The sequence below is a fragment of the Peribacillus loiseleuriae genome, assembly GCF_001183985.1.
Lineage (GTDB): Bacteria > Bacillota > Bacilli > Bacillales > DSM-1321 > Peribacillus > Peribacillus loiseleuriae.
Map to the genome: position 1 here is coordinate 590,064 of NZ_LFZW01000001.1, position 21,289 is coordinate 611,352.

A 21,289-nucleotide genomic window follows, 5' to 3' on the forward strand; every position below is an offset into this window, starting at 1 on the left:
CATTACCATCAGCATGTCCCCAAAAAAAGAGGAATTACGTGATAATGCCGTTATTGAAGCCTTTCACTTCCTGCTAAAGGCGGAAGAATTCAAGTTGTTAAGAGTATCATTTTGCATAAGATCATAGATGTAATTTTAGTCATCTAATTCCTCTTTTTTCACCCACGTCTGAGACCAATTTTCAATTTCTTTCAAAATGGGTTCTAATGAGAAACCTTTTTCCGTTAATGAGTACTCAATTCTAACGGGTGTTTCTGGTATGACATCACGCTTCACAACTCCCTGCTGTTCAAGGTCTTTTAAGCGTTCTGATAAAACTCTGCCGCTAATTGCTATAGAAGATTGGATGGTGCCGAATCGTTGTGGACCGGACAATAATTGATAAATAAGCAAAGTTGTCCAGCGTTGACTTAAAAGGGAGACAGCTTTTTCAAATCGCGGACAAATAATGGATTGATTCATGCTCTTTCACTCCTTTAATTACAATATATCATATTACAATTTAATATCATATAATTTAAATATACAAAGTTACTTGACAATAATATGTTATGAAAATATAATAGCTTACATAAAGTAACTAAAGGAGAATAAAAACATGATTAAAAATGAAGCAGGCGCAGTTATATTACGTATTATTTTAGGACTTACTTTTTTCATTCACGGGTTTTCTAAATTCCAAGGCGGAATCAGTAACACGGCTGGCTTTTTCGACAGTATTGGCATTCCTGGGTTTGTGGCTTATGTCGTTGCCGGTATAGAGTTAATTGGTGGGGTTGCGTTGATACTAGGTATTGGAACACGAATTGTTTCTGTGTTGTTTGCTATTATTATGCTAGGAGCCATATTTACAGTAAAGTTACCTCTCGGATTTCTCGGTAATGGTCAAATGGCGGGGTATGAACTGGAATTAGCATTGCTTGCTATGGCTATTTTTCTTGCATTTGCAAATCGCTCTCTTTTCTCATTAGACAATAAAGTTTTCAATAAAGAAGGGAAATAATAAAATGGAGAAATTTCATCAAAAACCAATTACATTTGTTGGAGAAGTTAGTATCAATGTAATGGAATTGGAAAATGCAATTAAGTTCTATCAGGAAATTATCGGTTTTCAAGTATTGGAACAAACGGAACGTAAAGCGGTTTTAACAACAGATGGTAAAACACCGTTGCTTACGCTTGAGCAACCAGCAGATGTGATTCCAAAAGAAGGACGAACATCGGGCTTGTATCACTTTGCCCTTTTGTTGCCAACTCGTGCTGATTTATCGGTCTTCTTACGCCACTTGCTTCAGACTGGATATCAGTTTGGAGCGTCTGATCATTATGTAAGTGAAGCGTTATACATTTCTGATCCGGACGGGAATGGCATTGAAGTATACTGGGATCGCCCATCTTCTGAATGGACTTGGACGAATGGAGAAGTGGCCATGGCAACAGAACCATTAGATGGGGAAAGTTTACTTGCCGAAAGTCATGCCGAGTGGAGTGGATTGCCGGCTGATACGCTGATGGGACATATTCATTTACACGTCGCGAATCTTCAAAAAACAGATGAGTTTTATATGAAAGGGCTCGGATTTACAGTGGTGAATCGATTTGGAGGGGCTCTCTTTACTTCGACAGGTGGATACCATCATCATATCGGATTAAATACATGGAATGGTGTTGGTGTCCCAACTCCTAAGAAAAACAGTGTTGGGCTTAATTGGTATACGCTTATTTACGCAGATGAAGAAGCGCGAAATAAAGTGATTGAACAGTTACAACAAATTGGTGCTGTAGTGAAACAAGAAAATGATATGTATGTGACTGCTGATCCATCAGGAAATGAAATTCATTTAGTTATTTAAAGCTTTTTTTTGGAGGAACGTATGATAAAAGAAGATAATGTATTAAATCACTCTAGTTTTGAAATAGGGATCTATACGCTTGGTGATATCGTTCCAGATCCTCATACTGGTAAAGTAATTAGCGCCCAACAGCGTTTGACAGAAATAGTAGATGCAGCAAAACTAGCTGATGAAGCAGGACTAGACATTTTTGGTTTAGGTGAACATCATCGTTTAGACTATGCGGTTTCAGCTACTCCGGTCGTTCTTGCTGCGATTGCGCAAGTAACGAAACAGATTAAATTGACCAGTGCGACTACTGTATTAAGCACGGTCGATCCTGTTCGCTTATTTGAAGACTTTTCGACGTTGGATTTGCTATCAAATGGACGTGCTGAAGTTATCGCGGGGCGTGGAGCGTTTGTGGAATCTTTTCCGCTTTTTGGCTATGATGTCAACGAGTATGATGATCTATTTGAAGAGAATATTGATTTATTTTTAAAACTGAATGAACAAGAGAAAATCTCATGGAATGGCCGATTCCGTTCAGCGCTTCAGAATGCTGAGATTGCACCACGACCTGTTCAAAAGCAATTACCACTTTGGGTTGGTGTTGGTGGATCTCCTGAGAGTGCAGAGAGAGCAGGTAGGTTTGGAGTTGGAATGGCTCTGGCCATTCTCGGTGGCGATCCAAATCGTTTCAAACCACTCGTTGATATCTACCGCAAAGAGGGCATCGAAGCAGGTCATAATTTGAATGACTTAAAGGTAGGCGTTACCGGGCACACATTTATTGCTGAAACAACGGAACAAGCCAAGGACGAGTACTATCCTTATTATTCAAATTACTGGGAGTATGTTAATAGTCAACGAGGGATGAGTACACGTATGTCCCGCGCTGATTTTGAACAAATGTCAAGTCCAGACACGGCATTATTTGTTGGTAGCTCACAACAAATTATTGAAAAAATCCTCTATCAGCATGAGTTATTCGGGCATCAACGATTTATCGCCCAAATGGATATCGGTGGGATCCCGTTTGCTAAAGTTGCCAAGAATATTGAACGATTAGCAACGGAAGTAGCCCCGGTTATCCGACGCGAATTAAGCAAGTGAGCATTTTGAAACAGTCATTTTAATGCAAATCATGGAGTAAAGGGAACCAGCATATCAGTGGAGAGACCTAGTTAAATAAGACAGAGGAAAAAGCACCCCCTGAATCGTATTTAAATAATACGTAACTCAGGAGGTGTTTTCCTTATGGGAAAGAAAAATAATTATTCAGAAGAAGTTAAAATGGCTGTTATTGAAATGAAATTAAGTGGTGATTATTCAAACCGTGAAATTATGGACAAATTCGGAATAACAAATGTTACTCAGGTCAAAAGATGGATGCGGTGGTATCGTGAAGGCCAACAATATCGTTTAGCACAAGGGATTGGTAAGCAATACTGTTATGGAAAGGGTCCTGAAGAATTATCAGATATTGAACAATTAAAAAGAGAAAATGAACGTCTAAAGATACAATTAGAAATCTTAAAAAAGTACCAAGGAATCGAGAGGAGTTGGTTCCAGAAGTTGTAGTAACTTTAATTGAAAAATTAAAAGATAGTTATCCTATTACCTTTCTTTGTAAATGCATAGGTGTATCTAGACCGATTTACTATAGGTGGAAAAGTAACGGTCCCAAAGGTAAAACTGAACTTGAAATACAGATCACTGAAATTTGTACACGTTATAAATTCCTGATTGGACATCGGACAGTCAGAGCTTGGTTGTTACGTGAATATAAGAGGAAGGCTAATCGAAATACCGTACAACGTATTATGCAAAAATATAATCTACAATGCCGGGTGAAGCCTAAACGAAAGAATCACATAGCTGGAGAAATGAAGGTAGTAGTCCCTAATCATTTGAATCGAAATTTTAAAGCGTCTAGACCCAATGTAAAATGGGTGACAGATATTACCTACCTTCCATTCGGACAATCTATGTTGTATCTTAGCACAATCATGGATCTCTTTAACAATGAGATAATTGCTTACCGAATTAGTACTAGCCAAGAAGTATCTTTAGTAATAGATACATTAAAAGACGCTACAGAAGGTCGTGAAACGAATGGCATAATTCTTCATAGCGATCAGGGAGCTCAATACACGGCCCGCTCTTTTCAGAGAATAGCAAAAGAAAAAGGCATTACCACAAGCATGTCCCGGAAAGGCAATTGCTTAGATAATGCCGTCATTGAATCCTTCCACTCCACCATAAAGTCGGAAGAATTCTACTCTCAGGGAAGAGAGTTTTTAACAAATTCTATTGTAATAGAAAGAGTGGAAAATTTCATTAATCATTATAATCAAACACGACTTCAGGCAAAATTAAACTACCTATCCCCTATTGAGTTTAGGGAACAGGCAGCATAATTGGTGCTTTTTCGATGTCTTATATTAATAGGTCAGTTCATCAGATGTTGGTGCCTTTTTTCATTGATATAAATAGTCATGAAAAGCCTTTTTGCACAGTTAGTATGAGAAGAATTCTTGACTTACACAATATACTTGGAGAATATCCAAGTATATAGGCGTTTAAATCTGATGGGTTTTACGAGCATACTTGCCTCAATATTTTATGGGAGTTTCGCTTTAGCCTTCCATAGATTTATCCGCCTTTTGGAGAATCAACTGTTCTCCCACTACTTCTTTGTGTAATTGCGTGGATAATATGAAAGCCGTAAGCAGAAGTCCGCAACAAAGCAATAATGACGAAGGGATTCCTCCAAGATGGTCAATCATCCAGCCTCCAAGCCCCGGTCCAACTAATTGTCCTGCAGCAAAATAAACAGTTACATATCCCAATGCAATTGGCGCATAAGATTGATGAATTTGTTCTGTCGAGATAGCTAGGATGAGAGAAAGCATCCCGACAACCGTAATCCCCCAGAGAAACTGGCTGATTACAAACCCGATAAGTTTTGGGAATATAATAGGAGGGAGCATCGCAATAGTCCCAAGGAAAAGAGTAATCAGCAAGGACTTCTTCCGCCCGATCTTATCCGAAATAATTCCCCATAATGGCCCACTAAAAATGGACATAAAACCACCCAAAGCTACAATTTGACCAGCCGAATAGCGATCAATATGAGCTTCTAAAATAAAACTAAAAAGGAAGTTCTGTGGAAGTAAATAAGCAAATCCAATTAGTCCATAGATGATTGCTACTAACAAGACTCTTTTATGTAAGTACACCTCGCGAAGTAGGGAAGCATCTTTTTGCACAGTTTTATGTAAAGCTATTGGTGGATCTCGAAGAACTATCTGAGCGACAAGGGTAGATAATAAAGAAAGCAGCCCATATAAAAGCCAGAGGTATCGCCAGCCATTGCTGGAAAACCAAGTTGTAAAGAATGATATGAGCGTGCTTGAAATCAATGTTCCCAACCCTAATCCACTTAAGAGAAATCCGATCATCATACCTCTTTGCCGTGGAAACCAACCGACAACAATATTAACCAATGGGGTATACGCAAAAGCTGTACCGACACCGAGAAGTACCATACCTATTAAGCAGAGAAAGTAACTCTGGACCCAAGGCATGTACAGCAAACCACAAGTAACAAGTAATGTACCTAGGATTACTAGCCGTTTCGAGCCCCATTTCGCAGCGAAAATGCCAGCAAAGAGAACCATCCCCAAATACCCGATCGAAGTTGATGTGCCCAACATACCTGCCTGTTCATAAGTAAGCGATAAACTTTCCTTCATAAAGGGCATTAGAATCCCATAAGACATCCTACCAAAGCCAAGAGTACTAATTGTCACCATAGCGCTCGCGAAGGCATACTTCCAAATACTTTGCTCTTGACTCATCATCAACACCCCAATATTTTACAGGATTCTATTCTTTTACCAGACTCATATCCAACCTTCATTCACTGTTTATGATTATTTATTACCTAAGTTCTGAAATAGTATCTCTAATTTAAAGAGCATTCAGTTATTTTTCTCGTCCCAATCTTCTAATGACATCATTGTAGAGTCTTCCCCAACACCCAATCTTAAAGGAGCAATTAATTCAAGGGAATTGCCATCCGGGTCTTGAAAATAAATGGCAGCGTGAGCGTTAAGTTTATTTAATAAAACGAGTGGTTGTTTCTCTGGAGGGAATCCAAAAGCAGGTGTTATTTGTATCCCTTTTGATTCAAGCCACTCTTTTGCATTCCTGATATCTTTTATATCAACATGCCATGCAATATGTCTTAAAGAGGGGTGATATGGCGTGTCAACTTTATCTGTTTCCCACAAACCTAACCAGCTATGCCCCTTCTCAATCCAGAAGAAAGCTAATTTTTCATGTTGATATGCAAGTTCTAAATCTAGCTTTTTATAAAATTTTATTGAGTTCAAAAGATTACTTACAGGTAGATGTGCTTCATAAAGGCCTTTGATCATCGTTTTGACTCCTTTTTTATCTTATATTTAAAGATTGTTGATAAAGCAGCGCTGCTATTTGGAATTATTTCTAAAAAAAGAGAACCATTAAGGTTCCCTACGATTATCATAGCTCGTACTAATGATTTTCCATATACCACTTGTTTTTAGCGATGGCTTCATCATTATGCTCTGATGATAATGGTAGAGGTTTGCGTGTGAAAGTGCTATGATCAAATTCATATGAATTTTCTATTATAATTAATTGAATAATTAGAATAAGTAGAATTATTCAATTATATACTATTTTTTTCCTTTTTTAAATGAAATTACAATATTATTTTGATCGTAGAGTTAACATTCCGGTAAGATAATTGCTGAGCGCATACTACGTCATAGTGAGAGACGTAAATGGATTAGTAATACATATTTTATCGATTTGCATATAAAAATAACGTGCTATTGAACTGCTTTATCTAGAAAAGTATGGTTATTTATGGTACACTTATAAATCGTAAAGCCCTCGTGTTTAACAACTTGAGGGCCTTTTTGTTTGTTCTTAATAATTATGGGAATTCTAAAAAGGGAAATCATACACGTATGACATGTAAAAAGGGGTATAAAATGAATCAAGTTCAAAAATTTGCTCTGATGATTTCGTTGATATATGTCCTTATTGGTGTTGTTTGGATTACTGGTACGGATTCGATATCCATGCTATTGGCAAAAGATAATTTTCATTCCTATGCAATCTTTCAACGAGTAACAGGCTGGGTATATATTTTTTTGACTGGGTCTGTTTTATATGTAACGCTCAATTATTGGGGAAAGAAATTACTGCATTCAGAAAATAAGCTGAAACGAAAGGATGTTCAATACCGTTCACTTTTTAAACATAATCCAGATGCTGTCATTGAGTTGGATTTAGAAGGAAATATAAATTCGATCAATCCAGAGGGTGAAACAATCCTTGGAGTTACTGAAGAAGAAGTTAGAGGAAAGTGCCCGACCTCGGCTATTTCTATAGAAAATGTTGAAAAGGTTCGAGAGTATTATTGGTTAACTTTAGAGGGAGTAAAGTCCTACTTTGAAGCAATTATTCATTTGGGTGGTCATAAGAAAATTCTAAGATGCTCCTTCTTTCCCATCATTGTCAACGAAGAGATTGTAGGTGTATATGCACTTGCAAGAGATATTACGTCACAGCGGAATGATGAAGAGATGCTCATTGCTTCTGAAAAAATGACGGTGATTGGTCATTTGGCAGCAGCAGTTGCCCATGAAATACGCAATCCTTTAACTTCACTAAAAGGATTTGTACAATTGATGCGTACGGAGAAGCAAGTTGACCCTCACTACCTCAAGATTATGGAAGAAGAGATCGAACATATTAATATTATTTCAAGTGAGTTATTAATACTTGGGAAAAAACAAGCTATTTCACTACGGCTGCATGATGTTCGTGAATGTGTAACGAAAGTTGTGTGGTTAATGAAAGCCCAGGCAAATCTAGACAATCTTGAATTGGAAATGATTGAACCTACAGATCAGCCAATCCTAGTTATTGCAGATGATGTACAATTGAAACAGGTTTTTATTAACTTGATTAAGAACAGTATTGAAGCTGTAGGTAAGGATGGGAAAATAAAAGTTGAAGTCCGAGAAACGGAAACAGATGCAATCATCATTGTATCGGATAATGGAAAGGGTATTGATGAGGAAAGATTGAAATACATTGCCCAGCCGTTTTATTCAACAAAAGAAAAAGGAACAGGTCTTGGCCTCTCTATTTCGTACAAAATCATTCACCGCCACAATGGTGAAATGAGTTTTGAAAGTAAAAAAGGCGAAGGAACTGTCGTAACCGTTAGGATTCCATTAGCAAATGACGAGGAACAAATGATACTATAAAAATAGCTTAGACATTAAAGGAGAGTACTATGACTGATACACCTGCATTTATTAATACAATGAAACCATTCATCCAAACAGCTTGGGAGAAATCTGGATTTTCCCGATCGACTCCCATTCAAAGTAAAGCTATTCCAGTTATAACAGCAGGAAAAGATATCCTTGCTGAATCACCAACTGGTACAGGGAAGACCCTTGCTTATCTACTACCTGTGCTTGAAAAAATAGATCCCGAGCATAAGTCAGCACAGGTTCTCATTATGGCATCGTCACGAGAGCTTGTGATGCAAATTGCCGAAGAAGTTCGAATTTGGGCAGAAGGTAGCGGAATTACAGGAGCTTCGTTCATCGGCGGTGCAAATGTAAAACGCCAGCTCGAAAAGTTAAAAAAGCACCCGCAAATCATCGTCGGAACACCGGGACGTGTATATGAGTTAATCATGCAAAAGAAAATGAAAATGCATGAAGTGAAAACGATTGTACTAGATGAAGGCGATCAATTGATAGTGCCTGAGCATATGGGGACAATCCAAAACATAATCAAGACAACGCTGAAAGATCGCCAAGTACTGATGTTTTCTGCTACTCTTCCGGAACAGACTGAGAAACTAGCCCGAGATTTAACGAACGAACCTGAAGTTGTCCGCGTCGATAAGAGCGAGAAAATGGAGTCTAAGGTGGATCATATCTATTTCGTTGTCGAACGACGCGAAAAAGCTAAAATACTTGAAAAAATTACTCGTATAGAAGGAATAAAGGGACTTGCTTTCTTAAATGATATCGCCGAAATTACCGTGTTAAAAGAGAAACTCGATTATAAAGGTATTAAGCTTGGTGTGCTTCATGGCGAGTCAAATAAAATGGATCGTGAAAAAGCGCTAAGACATTTACGCTCTGGAAAAATGCCTTTATTATTAGCGACAGATGTTGCTGCAAGAGGTTTAGATATTAAAGGTCTTACTACCGTTGTACATGCAGACATGGCAGAAAACGTGGACCAATACGTGCACCGTTCTGGTCGTACAGGACGAGCTGGAGCAGATGGTACAGTCATTTCAATTGTTACAGAACGCGAAGAGCGCGAGTTGAAGAAGCTGGCCCGTGAGCTTGATATCACATTAAGTAAGAAAACATTTTACGGTGGAGAAATTGTAGACGCACAACGATAAGGAAGGAGAGATAGCTATGATTACAGCTATCTCTTTTTTCGTTTCAAATTTAGTTCTATGAATGGGTGTTAATAAAACCGTTCAGATGATTTTTAACTTCGAAAACATGGATAAGAAGCAGCGGAATTATGAGGAACTCTCGCTGCTTCTTATTAACTCAAGAAAATTACTTTCCTTTTAAAACCCATCTTCAGAAGCTGCAAACGGAATGTTCAGTCTATTTTCTACTGCACGAAGTCGCTGGTTTAATCTGTTCAGGCGGCGTGTATGCCGTTGATCATTTTGATTTAGTCGAACGACTTCTTGGTTAACCCGCGTTATTTCTCTGTTCAAACGAGTAATCTCCTGACTTAGTCTGTTTAGTTCTTGAACTTGCTGTTCATTTTGTCTTTCAAGTTGTCTAACTCTTCTCTCCAGTGGATTCTGTCTATCAATATCCTCTTGTTCGTATTGTTGAAATTCAGCATTGATCGGATACTGTGAATAATAGGCATCTTGTTGTGGAACATAATCATATTGTTCTGGAGCATAGTCAAACTGTTGTTGTGGAATATATTCTGGATAGTAACCATATGGATTCATCTCACGCCACTCTCCTTTTGAAGTCTGGGTTAATACCCTATACTCTATGTGGAAGTTCGTAAAGGAACAGGGCTAATACCCAAAAATAGCTATTTTTTTAGAGTTCAATGAGACATGCACGCACCAGGCTCTTTTTGAGTATATGTTTTATCAGGCTTATCTACCAAAATGATGTGCACAAGTCAAGGATGAATGGGGAAAATGAATTCATATTCAAATCCTTTTTTTATATACAATCGAGACGTATGAAATATAATTACGTTACTTGTTGACAAAAAGTAAGTGAGAATATATACTTTTAATTAGAGATATTTCTAATTGAGATATTGTAAATGGATATTTTAATTAGAAGAAATTAGGAAATGTTTTGTAGGTAGTAGAATAAGAAATCGTATTAAGGGGAAAATAAAAAAAACTGCCAAAACATGATTGTTTTATTCTAATAGGTACTAATAAATTCAGGTGGTGAAAGAATTGGGGTTTTTCGATAAATTATTTGGAAAAACAAATAATAATACAAATGAAAGAGGAGGAAATGAAATGTTGAAAATAGGGATTGTTTTAGGTAGTACACGTGAAGGACGCGTAAGTCCACAAGTAGGAGAATGGGTAAAAGGGATTGCTGATAAACGTGGAGATGCAGAATATGAAATCATTGATATTGCTGATTTTCAATTGCCGTTTTTAGGAACAACTGATGGAACAGAACCAGGCATTGCAGCTTGGAATGAAAAACTTGCTAACTTAGATGGATTCGTATTCATTGTTCAAGAATACAATCACAGTATTACAGGAGCATTAAAAAATGCCCTTGATTTTGCTCGTGAAGCTTGGAATAATAAAGCTGCAGGTATCGTAAGTTATGGTTCAACTGGTGGAGCTCGTGCAGCTGAACATTTGCGTGGAATCATGGGCGAATTAATGATTGCTGATGTTCGTGTGCATCCGACACTATCTTTATTTACAGATTTTGAAAACGGAAGTGTTTTCAAACCAGCTGAATTACATCTTGATAATGTAAATGCAATGTTGGATCAAGTTATCGCTTGGAGTGGCGCATTAAAACCTTTGCGTAAATAAGAAGTGCAACCAAGAAGGAGGGGACGACAAATTCCCTCCTTTTTTGTGCGCTGTGTAAACTCATTTTCTGAATCAAGACTAGATGAATTGTTAATAGTTTGTTCATATCAGGCGTCATAATCATTTGATAACGTTTACAATGTTGGTGGTCATAACATATTATAGAAGTAGGGGGAGGAGGAGGAGAATGATGAAAGAGAAATACAAGCATATTGAGACAAAGGTGATTCATGAAGGGTACGATTCAAAGCAGCATATGGGAAGTCTGACTGCTCCTATTTTTCAAACATCGACATTCGTTTTTGAAAATGCTGAACAAGGTGAGAGACGGTTTGCAGGAGAAGAAGAGGGGTATATATATTCCCGGCTTGGAAATCCAACTGTGAGGGTTCTTGAGGAACGCATTGCCATGTTAGAAGGAGGAGAAGCAGGTCTTGCATTCGGTTCAGGGATGGCAGCTGTTTCAGCTGTTTTACTTGCGTTAACGAAAGCTAATGATCATATTATCTGTTCGCAAGGCTTGTATGGCTGCACATTCGGGTTATTACATTTAATGAAAGAAAAATATCATATTACACATGACTTTTCAGAAATGCTGACCGAGGGACAAATAGAGACATTGATTCGTCCCGAAACAACGTGTATTTATGTTGAAACGCCGATCAATCCAACGATGAAAATGATTGATTTGGAGATGGTCGCTAAGGTAGCGAAAAAGCATCATATTCAAGTCGTTGTCGATAATACCTTTTCATCGCCTTATTTGCAGACGCCACTCGCTTTAGGCTGTGATATTGTGCTTCATAGTGCAACCAAGTATATTTGCGGCCATGGAGATGTTGTGGCAGGACTTGTTGTGGGAACACAAGAATTTATCAGCAAAATGGCGAGGACAACGCAAAAGGATATCGGTGGTATCATATCACCTTTTGATGCATGGCTTTTGCTACGCGGTTTGAAGACCTTACCTGTCAGAATGGACCGGCACTCTTACAATGCCGAAAAGCTTTTCAAAAAACTGAAGCAACATCCAAGCGTTGCAGAGGTCTATTATCCTGGAGATACAGAGCATCCTGAGTACAATATTACCCAAAAGCAAATGAAAGCTGGCGGGGGTCTTATTTCATTTGAAATTAAAGGTGACAAGCAGGCCGCACAAAAAATGTTGAATTCATTACAATTAATTAAAATTGCGGTCAGCCTAGGTGATGCGGAAACGCTCATTCAACATCCAGCCACAATGACTCATTCAAGTGTACCTGTTGATTCTCGTTTGAGTATGGGCATTACAGATCAGCTAATTCGCCTTTCCGTAGGGCTAGAGAATTGGGAAGACTTATGGGAAGATTTGAATGAAGCCTTGAATAGGATACGAGCTTAATGGAAGCAACCTCTTAATCATTGATTAAGAGGTTGCTTCTGTAAACGAGTTGGTGAGTAAAGGCAATCTTGACTTATTAGTATGTAATTTATTTATAAAAAAGCAGACATCTTAATACAAAAATATCCCAATTTAATATACTATTAAAGATAATGGTTATTGGAAAAATCTAAGCTGGGTAATGATCAAGTTGGGATTTATACAAGGAAGCTCCTATGGATAGAGAGGCAAATCATATAATTAAAAGACTTAAGTATGCTTACTCATGGATTTACTCGCCATAGATTAATGGATAAAGGAGAAATGAATGATGTCAAAAGAAGAGAAACAAGCGTTATTTAAAGAAGCGATGGGTAACTATCCAACGGGTGTAACCATTGTGACGGCGACTACTACCAACAATGAGCCAGTTGGATTAACTGTAAATTCATTCGCATCTGTTTCACTCGACCCTACCCTAGTATTATGGTCTATAGATCATGAGGTTTCTTCCATTAAAGCTTTCACTGAAGGTGGAAAGTTTGCGATACATATCTTAGCTGGTGAGCAACAGGAGTTATGCAAAACCTTTGCTAGTAAAAATGTGGATCGTTTTAGTCAATGTGAGTGGGAATTTTCTGCGAATCAATTACCAATCATTCAAGGCGCATTCGCTGTTTTGGAATGCAAGACGTTTAAAACAGTTGAAGCAGGAGATCATACGATATTAATTGGGGAAGTAACAGATATACAGATTGAAAAGAAAAATCCTATGTTGTATCACCGGAGGCACTTCGGTGCTATTCCGGCAGAGTTCTATCCGATAGTTACTGATTGAACTACCCACCACTTAGCTAACGCTGGAAGTGGGAGCCTTCTCGCTTAAAATGATAAAAGATAATCCTTATATCAATGTTAATACCCAGTTCACTCAGTACCGGAATGCTTCCCCTTTGGCAGCATAAGAAAAACGATCCCTCTTAATGAAGAATTGCCTCCTTCAGTTCAATAAAGAAAAGTATTGTCCAACAAAACTCCTTATCATTCCGATAAGTGATATTGTTTAACTAATTCGCTCCATTGATCTGCAGGTTTGAATACGGAATCTCCATGACAAACTTCCATCCGTGTAGGATTAATCTGTTTAATAATTTCACTGCTATGCAAAGCTTCCTTAGGGTCTGGTGTAAACCGGGCCTTAAGGATCTTGCCATTTTTGGAGTTGAACAAGTCTCCGGCAAGCAATACATCGTCTTGTTTATGATAATAGACGACATGACCTGGTGAATGACCAGGCGTGTAGTATGGCGTTAACTCACCAAATGGAGAAAGTTCTCCGGATGTATCTTCAGGTAAGGGTCTTAGAAAGCCATTGGTGACTTGGGCGACCGCTTTTCTTTTTTGGGGATATGGTTTATCCCCTTCAACAAAAGGAATCTCTTTGCTATGAACGAAAACAGGGACAGGTTTGGCTAGAAGGATCTTCTTAAGTGAGCCAATGTGATCAGAATGGCCATGCGTAAGCAAAATTCGTTGTAAAGGTCCGACTTGAAGCTTATCAATTAATTGCAAAATACTTTTTGCCATCCAAGGTACACCCGTATCGACTAATGTCACACCTTCTTTATCTACAACAATCCATACATGAAAAGGGATAATCATCCATGTTTTCAGACTCCAAATATGATTCGAAATTTGCTTGATCTTCATAAAGTTTTACCTCCCTTAATCTACAATAAATTTAAGCAGATTGTATTATTCATTTTTATACAATTAAAAATATTCCCATCCTGCATGTAAGCGCAACAATGCATTAGTAATAAAAAAATCCATATTTGATTCCAAACTAACCGGTGACTTGTCCACCTATATACCATACGGACATAGTAAATCCAAAAATGATGCCAGTAAAGGAGGTTTCTGTAATTTTCTTAATAGGAATCTTAACGGAAAGCATTAAACCTGCTCCTGCTAATCCTAATAAAAAACGAATTTCTAAGACTTGATATTAACTACTAGTTACAGAGAAAAAAAGAATAAAACTTAACACACTATTGCTACATAATCTAATGCTTGAAATGTAATGATAATAACAAAAAATAAAGAGAGTAACTACGTGAGAAAATTACTGATTAGTTTATTGGTAACTTTGCTTCTTTGCTCTAACAGTGTAATTCCACTGAAATTATTAAATATAGTATCTGCCCAACAGAAATCGATTCCTTCATATGCTAAGTGGGGAGTGTTTTGCAACCAAAAAAACACAAGAAAAGTATCCGAATGCCCGAATTATTGATTATCTCCATATTGGGAGAATCAGTGGACCCCAGTCCTCAATTGAAAAATTCAAATTACGGCTAAGAGATAATAGAAGAGAATTCGGTGTATTTATCAATAGTGAATACAACAATGAAACTGAAAGGGTCATTAAAATTAGCTATAAGGAGACCCCTAATTAATAATCGATTACTAAAGACTTGACTTTAAAATGTAAAGTCTTCTTCATTACAGAATTAAACAATTTAAAGTGATTAGCTAAACATTTGCTTGTATGATCAGCTATCAATTCATGAGCTAATTCAATGTTTGGTGTTTCATCATTTCTGTTCATTTTGGAAGCTAGTTTGTTAACAATGGTCATATAAATCCCTCTCTTTGTTCCCTTACTTTCTAAGATACCAAAAGGAATCAGACACCACCATCTGTTCAAGCTATAAATTGCTAATTCAGTGCAATATCATGAAAGTGTTGAATACACTAACCTATCAATTGAAATGAATGGTGGATATTGACTATGGAGATCGTTAAACAAGGCGAGGATCTGATTATTACAGGAGCGGGATTTTTAGTAGCTGGGACAATCATTTCTGCTATTGGAGCAACAAATGTGATTATCACAGGTACCGATAATGGATTAGAGCTCGTAGCTAGAGGAAATGCGGTCGAGGGATTTGGAAATGTACTACAAGCAATCGGCAGAATGAAAGTGTATGAAATCGAAGGCAGGGAAGAAGAGATTTTGAGTATCGTGGGCTGCTGGTTTCAGGCTGGGGGCAACTTCACCAATACTGTAGCAAATGAGGTGATTCTTGAGGGGACAGAAGAGGAGGAAGGGCTTAGAGTGAATGCTCTTGGCAGTGGCGTGCAATCAGTAGGTGCCTCCTTAGAAGCTGTTGGTGCCCCAGTGGATCGGCCGTTGGAGAGTACGGGAAACTGGGTGATTGCTCTCGGCTCCTCGATTGATTCTATAGCGAATTTATTTATCTTACAGGATAAAAAGAAAAAAGGGGATGCTTTGGCCGTGATCGGCAGTTATTTGGAGGTGGTTGGTGCGCTGATTGAGCTGTATGCATTGACCAGTCTGAGGGAAGAAAGTCTACCTGAAACGGAAGATAATCGTTATCAATATCCTAGGATATCTGTATGATTTCAAGAAATAGGGATTTATATATAGTGTGAAAAATCGCGCAAATCAAAAAAAGAGCAGATTTTTTTACAAATCTACGAGTAGCTTGTATAATATAATACAAGTGTAGAATTACACTTGTGAAAAAGGCGGTATTATTCCGCTAAATATGTTTGTCCTTCGGGGTCGGGTGTAAATCCCAACCGGCGGTGATGAAGAAATTCTAAGCCCGCGAGCCTGTAAAAAGGCAGGATTTGGTGAAATTCCAAGGCCGACAGTATAGTCTGGATGGGAGAAGGACATATGGAACTCGTTAAATGGCACTAGTGAATCCTTTATTTTGAAAATTTCAAAGTAAAAGGCTTATTTGGCTATATAATAAATCCATAATCTCCCTTTAGCTCCTTAGGTCGTACCTATGGGGCTATTTGTGCATTTCTTTGTCGAAACATCAAAATGAGAAAGAGGGTGAAAACATGTTTACTGGAATTATCGAAGATGTAGGAACGGTCCAATCGTTAAAAAGAGGCGTACAGAGTATGGCGCTAACGATTGAATCTCCTAAAATTGTAGAAGATGTTCAATTAGGCGATAGCATTTCCGTGAATGGCGTTTGTCTAACGGTCACTGAATTTACGAATCGTGTGTTTACAGTGGATGTGATGCCAGAAACCGTAAAGGCGTCAACCATCAGGCTGCTAAAGCCGGGAGCAAAGGTCAATCTAGAGCGGGCGATGAGTGCTCAGGGAAGATTCGGCGGTCATTTTGTCTCAGGCCATATTGATGGAACAGGTACGATCATGAAAAAAGAACATAAAGAAAATGCAGTCTACTACACGATTAAACTAGCAGAAGGATTAGCTCAATATTGCATCCCTAAGGGCTCTATTGCCATTGACGGGACGAGCTTAACTATATTTCAGATTGAGAAGAATGAGATAACCATTTCACTTATTCCGTTAACACATAAAGACACGATTCTTGGACAAAAGAATGTTGGAGAAGCCGTGAATATTGAAAATGATTTGATTGGAAAATATATTGTACAGCAAATAAAAAATAATGGACAAACTACTGGATTAACAGCAAGCTTTCTTGCTGAAAATGGATTCTGATAAAGGCGGTGTATAGGATGTTTCAAACAATTGAAGAAGCAGTAGAGGATTTGAAAGCTGGCAAAATTATCATTGTTGTAGATGATGAAGATCGAGAGAATGAAGGCGATTTTGTCGTATTGGCAGAAAAGGCAACTCCTGAAGCCATTAACTTTATGGCGAAACATGGTCGAGGTTTAATTTGTACGTCGATTACAAATGAGCTCGCTGAGAAATTAGACCTTCATCCAATGGTTGAGAACAATACAGATTACCACGGAACAGCATTTACAGTAAGCATTGATCACGAAAGTACTACTACGGGAATCAGTGCGTTTGAACGTTCGAAAACGATGCTTGCTCTTTTGGATAATCGTTCTACCGCGAAGGACTTTAAACGCCCTGGACATGTTTTTCCGATAATTGCAAAGCAAGGCGGAGTGCTCGAACGAATAGGACACACAGAAGCCTCTGTTGATCTTGCACGGTTATGCGGAGCTGAACCTGCTTCTGTTATATGTGAAATTATGAATGAAGACGGTTCAATGGCACGCGTTCCAGAGCTCCAAATCATTGCCAAAGAACATCAGCTTTCATTTATTACGATTGCCGAATTAGTTCGCTATCGTAACCAAATTGAGTCAAAACATAAAGGAACACCAGAGCACGCTTAATTAAATTAAATTTTTAGGGGGAATTATAATGGGTAAAAATTTTGAAGCACAAGTCATCGGAACAGGGTTAAAAGTAGGTATAGTTGTCGGTAGGTTCAATGAATTTATCACAGGAAAATTACTTTCTGGTGCATTGGATGGTCTTAAACGTCATGGGGTTAGCGAGGATGATATTGACATCGCTTGGGTACCAGGTGCATTTGAAATTCCGATGATTGCCAAAAAATTAGTTCAAACGAAACAATATGACGCTGTGATTGGATTAGGTACGGTTATTCGAGGAGCAACATCACATTATGATTATGTATGTAATGAAGCAGCGAAAGGCATGGCCGCTGTTGGACTTGAATCTGGAACGCCTGTGATTTTCGGCTTACTTACTACAGAAAATATCGAGCAAGCCATTGAACGCGCAGGTACAAAAGCAGGAAACAAAGGCTATGATTCAGCTGTTTCTGCAATTGAAATGGCGAACCTATCTACTTTGATCGGCAAATAACGAATACACAATTTGAAGGATGAATCGTTCTGTGTGCATAGACCAAAATGATGACTTGAAATGTATTTTGGAAACAGACGATAACGTTTTTTCTAGTTGGAAAAAGGAGCCCTTGTGTTCCTTTTTTTTATGTTTTCGGGAAAATTTCATGCCTTAAACAAGTTTGACGCATGAATCGGGGAGTCGACGCATAAATCCTAAATTCGACGCATATTTTGATAAATAGCCAATCGTTAACCTTATTATAATTCGATTGGGCCTTTTTGGATGGATCAACCAATGTTTACAAAATAATAATCTTTCATCTTGAGATAAAGTGGTACATTAAGTGTATGAAAATGTATTGTCTGAAATAATCCGGTTGGAGGGATCTATATTAAACATTATCTATTTGATATACCAGGTAAAAACGGTTGGAAAAGATACATACTATCTTCAGTGATCATTTTTTTTGCCATTATTGCAGGGGGAGCATTGTATGGCATTTTGAGTATGATTTCAGGCTTTCTAAATGGAGGTGGGGTTGCTTTTGATAGTGAAACGGGCGGATTTGTTGGTGTCGAGCCAACGCTTAACTTACTATTCATGAATCTCGTGTATGTCGTTTGGCTACTAGGAATTTGGTTTTCACTTCGAATTGTACATAAACGGAAACTGAAGACACTGATTACTGCAAATAAACGAATCAAGTGGAAGCAAATCTTCGGTAGTTTCATCCTTTATTTTGGCCTTATGGGGATAGTTGAGTTTGTTTATTTCTTAGTCTTTCCTGAACATTTCGTGTGGAATGAATTTGATTTACAGAAATTTTTATTCCTGTTTTTCGTTGTTTTATTGTTAACACCTATTCAAACGACAGTTGAAGAGTTAATCTTCAGGGGATTTCTGTTGCAATGGATCGGAAAGATTATGACCAAACCTGTCTTATTAGGGGGTATCATGGCATTGATTTTCGGATCGTTGCATTTCTCTAATCCTGAAATGGAGCGTTCAGCCATTTGGGTTGGGCTTGATTATGTCTTTATCGGCTTTATGTTGACATTCCTTGCTGTGAAGATGGGTAGCTCCGAGCTGTCAATTGGTGCGCATGCTGCCAATAATATGTTCTTATTCTGGTTTATCGGTGATCCGCAATCTGTGGGAGGAGGAATACCTTCACTTATTACCGTAGTGAACAATGAACCGGTCATTTCGTTCATAATGGATGTCATTATTTTCCTTGCTTTTTATTTAATAGCGGTGAAGAAATTCAAGCCATCTACTACATAAAATGAAGCATGAAAGGGACCCAATAGGTCTAGATAGACTTATTGGGTCCCTTATTTAACTTGATAAAATCCGAATTCAAAGTCCATTTTACTTTAATGTTCGAGGACCTACGCAATGAAAAATCTACATTCATCACCTGAGAAATAGAACAAAGATCTATTTTTGAAATATAAAATGTGAATTATAGGATAGTATTATCAAAGAAATAAAAATATTGGAATTATATAAAGATGCAGTATATAATAATATTTATAAATGTTAACGTGAACAATCCAGGAAGAGCTTTAATCCAAATTAAAAAGATTATAACCATTTATAAAAATGTTAACGATAACATTTTTAAATTAAAGTTCTACGAAAGTAAAAAAACAAGAAAGTGGTGGAATGATGAAGGAATTTATGGGCGCAGATTTTTTGCTTACGAATGAAACAGCCATTACGTTGTATGAGAAGTACGCAAAAAATATGCCAATCATTGACTATCATTGTCATTTAAGTCCTCAAGAAATTTACGAAAACAAAACGTTCAAGAATATTACGGAAGCTTGGTTATATGGCGACCATTATAAATGGCGTGTCATGAGGGCGAATGGAATTTCAGAAGACTTCATAACTGGCGAAGCAGAGGATTACGATAAATTCTTAGCTTGGGCCAAGACAGTTCCGATGACAATTGGCAATCCATTGTATAATTGGACCCATCTAGAATTACAACGCTTTTTTGATGTACATGATTTATTAAATGAAAAAAATGCACCGGTTATATGGGAAAAGGTAAACGGTCTTTTGAGTGGAGAAGGATTTGGTGCAAGAGATTTAATTGCTAAATCCAATGTAAAAGTTATTTGTACAACAGATGATCCCGTAGATTCACTTGAGTATCACCGATATTTGAAAGATGATGACACATTTAATGTAAGCGTTTTACCCAGTTTTCGACCTGATAAGGGATTGGAGATCAAGCGGGACGGGTATCTGAATTGGGTTGATAAATTGGCTACTGTAGCTGGGCAACCAATTAATAACTATGAGGACTTCTTAAAGGCACTTAAAACACGCGTTCACTTTTTTGATTCTGTTGGGTGTAAGGTGTCCGACCATGCTTTAGACATCATTGTTTTTAAGGAAGCAACGAAGGAAGAAGCAGCTAAGATTTTTTTGAAAGCACTTTCAGGAGAGGAAGTTACGCAGGAAGAAGAACAGAAATATAAAGCGTTTACATTAACGTTTTTGGGAGGACTATACTCTGAGCTAAATTGGACCATGCAGTTCCATATTAATGCCCTAAGAAATACGAATTCAAGAATGTTCAATCGTCTTGGTCCAGATACGGGGTACGATTCAATGAATGATGATGGTATTGCAAAACCGTTAGTGAAACTGTTGGATGAACTGGAAAAAAACGATTCGCTTCCAAAAACGATTTTATATTCACTAAATCCAAACGACAACCATGTGATTGCCACAATCATTAATAGCTTCCAGGATGGAAAAACTCCAGGGAAGATTCAATTCGGAACGGCATGGTGGTTTAACGATAATAAAGACGGAATGATCGACCAGATGAAGGCATTAGCCAATGTAGGACTGTTCGGCAAATTTATTGGCATGCTTACGGATTCAAGAAGCTTTTTGTCATATACAAGGCATGAATATTTTAGAAGGCTTGTATGTAACTTAATCGGAGAATGGGTTGAAGATGGAGAAGTTCCAAATGATGTGGAGTTATTAGGAAGTATCGTCCAAGGAATTTCTTATTATAATTCCAAAGAATATTTTGGGTTCAACATCGAGGAATAAAAGACAGGAGTTCTCTATTCGTCAGTCGCCAAGACTAGAATAGAGAACCCCTTTTTAAAAAATATTCGTATAAAGTACAGCAATTTTTGAACGATCATTCCAATGTTAGGAGGGGAATTATGAGGACGGTTGTAACGAAGATGGATAGCCAGTCACAGAATCAGCAGCCGAAGAAAGAAAAGTTGA

21 protein-coding genes, 1 pseudogene and 1 riboswitch are annotated in these 21,289 nt (G+C 37.8%); of the genes and pseudogenes, 16 read left to right on the forward strand and 6 right to left on the reverse strand.

What is annotated here, in order from left to right:
• Positions 1–135: 135 nt before the first annotated feature.
• On the reverse strand, positions 136–462 hold the full coding sequence (locus AC625_RS02715) for a winged helix-turn-helix transcriptional regulator (RefSeq protein ID WP_049679884.1): 327 nt from the start codon (positions 460–462) through the stop codon (positions 136–138).
• Positions 463–598: 136 nt separating this feature from the next.
• Between AC625_RS02715 and AC625_RS02720 the strand changes: the two genes are divergently transcribed.
• The 4 genes from AC625_RS02720 (at position 599) to AC625_RS02740 (ending at position 4,255) form a co-directional block, all read left to right on the forward strand.
• On the forward strand, positions 599–1,003 hold the full coding sequence (locus AC625_RS02720; protein ID WP_049679885.1) for a DoxX family protein: 405 nt from the start codon (positions 599–601) through the stop codon (positions 1,001–1,003).
• Positions 1,004–1,007: 4 nt separating this feature from the next.
• A complete protein-coding gene (locus AC625_RS02725) occupies positions 1,008–1,853 on the forward strand; it encodes a VOC family protein (RefSeq protein ID WP_049679886.1) in 846 nt (281 codons plus the stop codon).
• A 21-nt stretch (positions 1,854–1,874) separates the two neighbouring features.
• Complete coding sequence (locus tag AC625_RS02730; protein WP_049679887.1) at positions 1,875–2,948, forward strand: LLM class flavin-dependent oxidoreductase; 1,074 nt, start codon at positions 1,875–1,877, stop codon at positions 2,946–2,948.
• A 144-nt stretch (positions 2,949–3,092) separates the two neighbouring features.
• Positions 3,093–4,255 (forward strand): IS3 family transposase gene (locus tag AC625_RS02740; RefSeq protein ID WP_156187393.1). Its coding sequence is split into 2 segments (ribosomal slippage): positions 3,093–3,372 and positions 3,372–4,255, totalling 1,164 coding nucleotides; the frame shifts between segments, so codons are not numbered across the junction.
• Between the two features lie 219 nt (positions 4,256–4,474).
• Here the strand turns inward: AC625_RS02740 and AC625_RS02745 are convergent.
• Both AC625_RS02745 and AC625_RS02750 read right to left on the reverse strand, forming a co-directional pair.
• On the reverse strand, positions 4,475–5,698 hold the full coding sequence (locus tag AC625_RS02745; RefSeq protein ID WP_049679890.1) for a YbfB/YjiJ family MFS transporter: 1,224 nt from the start codon (positions 5,696–5,698) through the stop codon (positions 4,475–4,477).
• 123 nt (positions 5,699–5,821) lie between these two features.
• Positions 5,822–6,280: a VOC family protein gene (locus AC625_RS02750; RefSeq protein WP_049679891.1), complete on the reverse strand. Its 459-nt coding sequence runs from the start codon at positions 6,278–6,280 to the stop codon at positions 5,822–5,824.
• 603 nt (positions 6,281–6,883) lie between these two features.
• On the opposite strand from AC625_RS02750, the gene AC625_RS02755 reads away from it, so the two are divergent.
• On the forward strand, positions 6,884–8,170 hold the full coding sequence (locus tag AC625_RS02755) for an ATP-binding protein (RefSeq protein WP_049679892.1): 1,287 nt from the start codon (positions 6,884–6,886) through the stop codon (positions 8,168–8,170).
• A gap of 29 nt (positions 8,171–8,199) precedes the next feature.
• Positions 8,200–9,339 carry a DEAD/DEAH box helicase gene (locus AC625_RS02760; RefSeq protein ID WP_049679893.1) on the forward strand — a complete coding sequence of 380 codons (1,140 nt, stop codon included), beginning with the start codon at positions 8,200–8,202 and terminating at the stop codon, positions 9,337–9,339.
• Between the two features lie 177 nt (positions 9,340–9,516).
• Here AC625_RS02760 and AC625_RS02765 read toward each other — a convergent pair whose 3' ends face one another.
• The gene (locus AC625_RS02765) at positions 9,517–9,921 is read right to left on the reverse strand and encodes a hypothetical protein (protein WP_049679894.1); all 405 of its coding nucleotides are present in this window, start codon (positions 9,919–9,921) and stop codon (positions 9,517–9,519) included.
• A gap of 474 nt (positions 9,922–10,395) precedes the next feature.
• Here AC625_RS02765 and AC625_RS02770 point away from each other — a divergent pair, with 474 nt between their 5' ends.
• From AC625_RS02770 to AC625_RS02780, 3 genes are all read left to right on the forward strand, one after another.
• On the forward strand, positions 10,396–11,001 hold the full coding sequence (locus AC625_RS02770) for an NADPH-dependent FMN reductase (protein ID WP_049679895.1): 606 nt from the start codon (positions 10,396–10,398) through the stop codon (positions 10,999–11,001).
• A 190-nt stretch (positions 11,002–11,191) separates the two neighbouring features.
• The gene (gene megL, locus AC625_RS02775) at positions 11,192–12,382 is read left to right on the forward strand and encodes a methionine gamma-lyase (RefSeq protein ID WP_049683558.1); all 1,191 of its coding nucleotides are present in this window, start codon (positions 11,192–11,194) and stop codon (positions 12,380–12,382) included.
• A 310-nt stretch (positions 12,383–12,692) separates the two neighbouring features.
• Positions 12,693–13,199, forward strand: a complete 507-nt coding sequence (locus AC625_RS02780) for a flavin reductase family protein (protein WP_049679896.1) — start codon at positions 12,693–12,695, stop codon at positions 13,197–13,199.
• 203 nt (positions 13,200–13,402) lie between these two features.
• On the opposite strand, the gene AC625_RS02785 is transcribed toward AC625_RS02780, so the two are convergent.
• The gene (locus tag AC625_RS02785; protein ID WP_049679897.1) at positions 13,403–14,071 is read right to left on the reverse strand and encodes an MBL fold metallo-hydrolase; all 669 of its coding nucleotides are present in this window, start codon (positions 14,069–14,071) and stop codon (positions 13,403–13,405) included.
• Positions 14,072–14,589: 518 nt separating this feature from the next.
• Here AC625_RS02785 and AC625_RS27505 point away from each other — a divergent pair.
• Complete coding sequence (locus AC625_RS27505) at positions 14,590–14,820, forward strand: DUF3889 domain-containing protein (protein WP_245644916.1); 231 nt, start codon at positions 14,590–14,592, stop codon at positions 14,818–14,820.
• Here AC625_RS27505 and AC625_RS02790 read toward each other — a convergent pair.
• The gene (locus AC625_RS02790; RefSeq protein ID WP_049679898.1) at positions 14,817–15,002 is read right to left on the reverse strand and encodes a hypothetical protein; all 186 of its coding nucleotides are present in this window, start codon (positions 15,000–15,002) and stop codon (positions 14,817–14,819) included. The two genes, AC625_RS27505 and AC625_RS02790, sit on opposite strands and share 4 nt — an antisense overlap.
• A gap of 153 nt (positions 15,003–15,155) precedes the next feature.
• Between AC625_RS02790 and AC625_RS02795 the strand changes: the two genes are divergently transcribed.
• The 6 genes and pseudogenes from AC625_RS02795 to uxaC all read left to right on the forward strand — a co-directional run bounded on the left by AC625_RS02795 (position 15,156) and on the right by uxaC (position 21,103).
• Positions 15,156–15,788 carry a DUF6944 family repetitive protein gene (locus AC625_RS02795; protein ID WP_049679899.1) on the forward strand — a complete coding sequence of 211 codons (633 nt, stop codon included), beginning with the start codon at positions 15,156–15,158 and terminating at the stop codon, positions 15,786–15,788.
• Positions 15,789–15,939: 151 nt separating this feature from the next.
• A riboswitch (FMN riboswitch) is annotated at positions 15,940–16,071 on the forward strand.
• Between the two features lie 172 nt (positions 16,072–16,243).
• Entirely contained in the window at positions 16,244–16,882 is a 639-nt protein-coding gene (gene ribE / locus AC625_RS02800; protein ID WP_049679900.1) for a riboflavin synthase, read from the forward strand.
• 17 nt (positions 16,883–16,899) lie between these two features.
• Positions 16,900–17,490 (forward strand): annotated as a pseudogene (ribB, locus tag AC625_RS02805) (3,4-dihydroxy-2-butanone-4-phosphate synthase); the annotation flags it as partial.
• Between the two features lie 73 nt (positions 17,491–17,563).
• Positions 17,564–18,034 carry a 6,7-dimethyl-8-ribityllumazine synthase gene (gene ribH / locus AC625_RS02810; protein ID WP_049679901.1) on the forward strand — a complete coding sequence of 157 codons (471 nt, stop codon included), beginning with the start codon at positions 17,564–17,566 and terminating at the stop codon, positions 18,032–18,034.
• A 474-nt stretch (positions 18,035–18,508) separates the two neighbouring features.
• On the forward strand, positions 18,509–19,303 hold the full coding sequence (locus AC625_RS02815) for a CPBP family intramembrane glutamic endopeptidase (RefSeq protein ID WP_049679902.1): 795 nt from the start codon (positions 18,509–18,511) through the stop codon (positions 19,301–19,303).
• 387 nt (positions 19,304–19,690) lie between these two features.
• Positions 19,691–21,103, forward strand: a complete 1,413-nt coding sequence (gene uxaC, locus AC625_RS02820; RefSeq protein ID WP_049679903.1) for a glucuronate isomerase — start codon at positions 19,691–19,693, stop codon at positions 21,101–21,103.
• The last annotated feature ends 186 nt before the right edge of the window (positions 21,104–21,289 follow it).

Coding starts and splice junctions, on each gene's coding strand:
- AC625_RS02715 (WP_049679884.1), bottom strand. CDS start 462: ATGAATCAATCCATTATTTGTCCGCGATTTGAAAAAGCTGTCTCCCTT.
- AC625_RS02720 (WP_049679885.1), top strand. CDS start 599: ATGATTAAAAATGAAGCAGGCGCAGTTATATTACGTATTATTTTAGGA.
- AC625_RS02725 (WP_049679886.1), top strand. CDS start 1,008: ATGGAGAAATTTCATCAAAAACCAATTACATTTGTTGGAGAAGTTAGT.
- AC625_RS02730 (WP_049679887.1), top strand. CDS start 1,875: ATGATAAAAGAAGATAATGTATTAAATCACTCTAGTTTTGAAATAGGG.
- AC625_RS02745 (WP_049679890.1), bottom strand. CDS start 5,698: ATGAGTCAAGAGCAAAGTATTTGGAAGTATGCCTTCGCGAGCGCTATG.
- AC625_RS02750 (WP_049679891.1), bottom strand. CDS start 6,280: ATGATCAAAGGCCTTTATGAAGCACATCTACCTGTAAGTAATCTTTTG.
- AC625_RS02755 (WP_049679892.1), top strand. CDS start 6,884: ATGAATCAAGTTCAAAAATTTGCTCTGATGATTTCGTTGATATATGTC.
- AC625_RS02760 (WP_049679893.1), top strand. CDS start 8,200: ATGACTGATACACCTGCATTTATTAATACAATGAAACCATTCATCCAA.
- AC625_RS02765 (WP_049679894.1), bottom strand. CDS start 9,921: ATGAATCCATATGGTTACTATCCAGAATATATTCCACAACAACAGTTT.
- megL (WP_049683558.1), top strand. CDS start 11,192: ATGAAAGAGAAATACAAGCATATTGAGACAAAGGTGATTCATGAAGGG.
- AC625_RS02780 (WP_049679896.1), top strand. CDS start 12,693: ATGTCAAAAGAAGAGAAACAAGCGTTATTTAAAGAAGCGATGGGTAAC.
- AC625_RS02785 (WP_049679897.1), bottom strand. CDS start 14,071: ATGAAGATCAAGCAAATTTCGAATCATATTTGGAGTCTGAAAACATGG.
- AC625_RS27505 (WP_245644916.1), top strand. CDS start 14,590: ATGCTAAGTGGGGAGTGTTTTGCAACCAAAAAAACACAAGAAAAGTAT.
- AC625_RS02790 (WP_049679898.1), bottom strand. CDS start 15,002: ATGACCATTGTTAACAAACTAGCTTCCAAAATGAACAGAAATGATGAA.
- AC625_RS02795 (WP_049679899.1), top strand. CDS start 15,156: ATGGAGATCGTTAAACAAGGCGAGGATCTGATTATTACAGGAGCGGGA.
- ribE (WP_049679900.1), top strand. CDS start 16,244: ATGTTTACTGGAATTATCGAAGATGTAGGAACGGTCCAATCGTTAAAA.
- ribH (WP_049679901.1), top strand. CDS start 17,564: ATGGGTAAAAATTTTGAAGCACAAGTCATCGGAACAGGGTTAAAAGTA.
- uxaC (WP_049679903.1), top strand. CDS start 19,691: ATGAAGGAATTTATGGGCGCAGATTTTTTGCTTACGAATGAAACAGCC.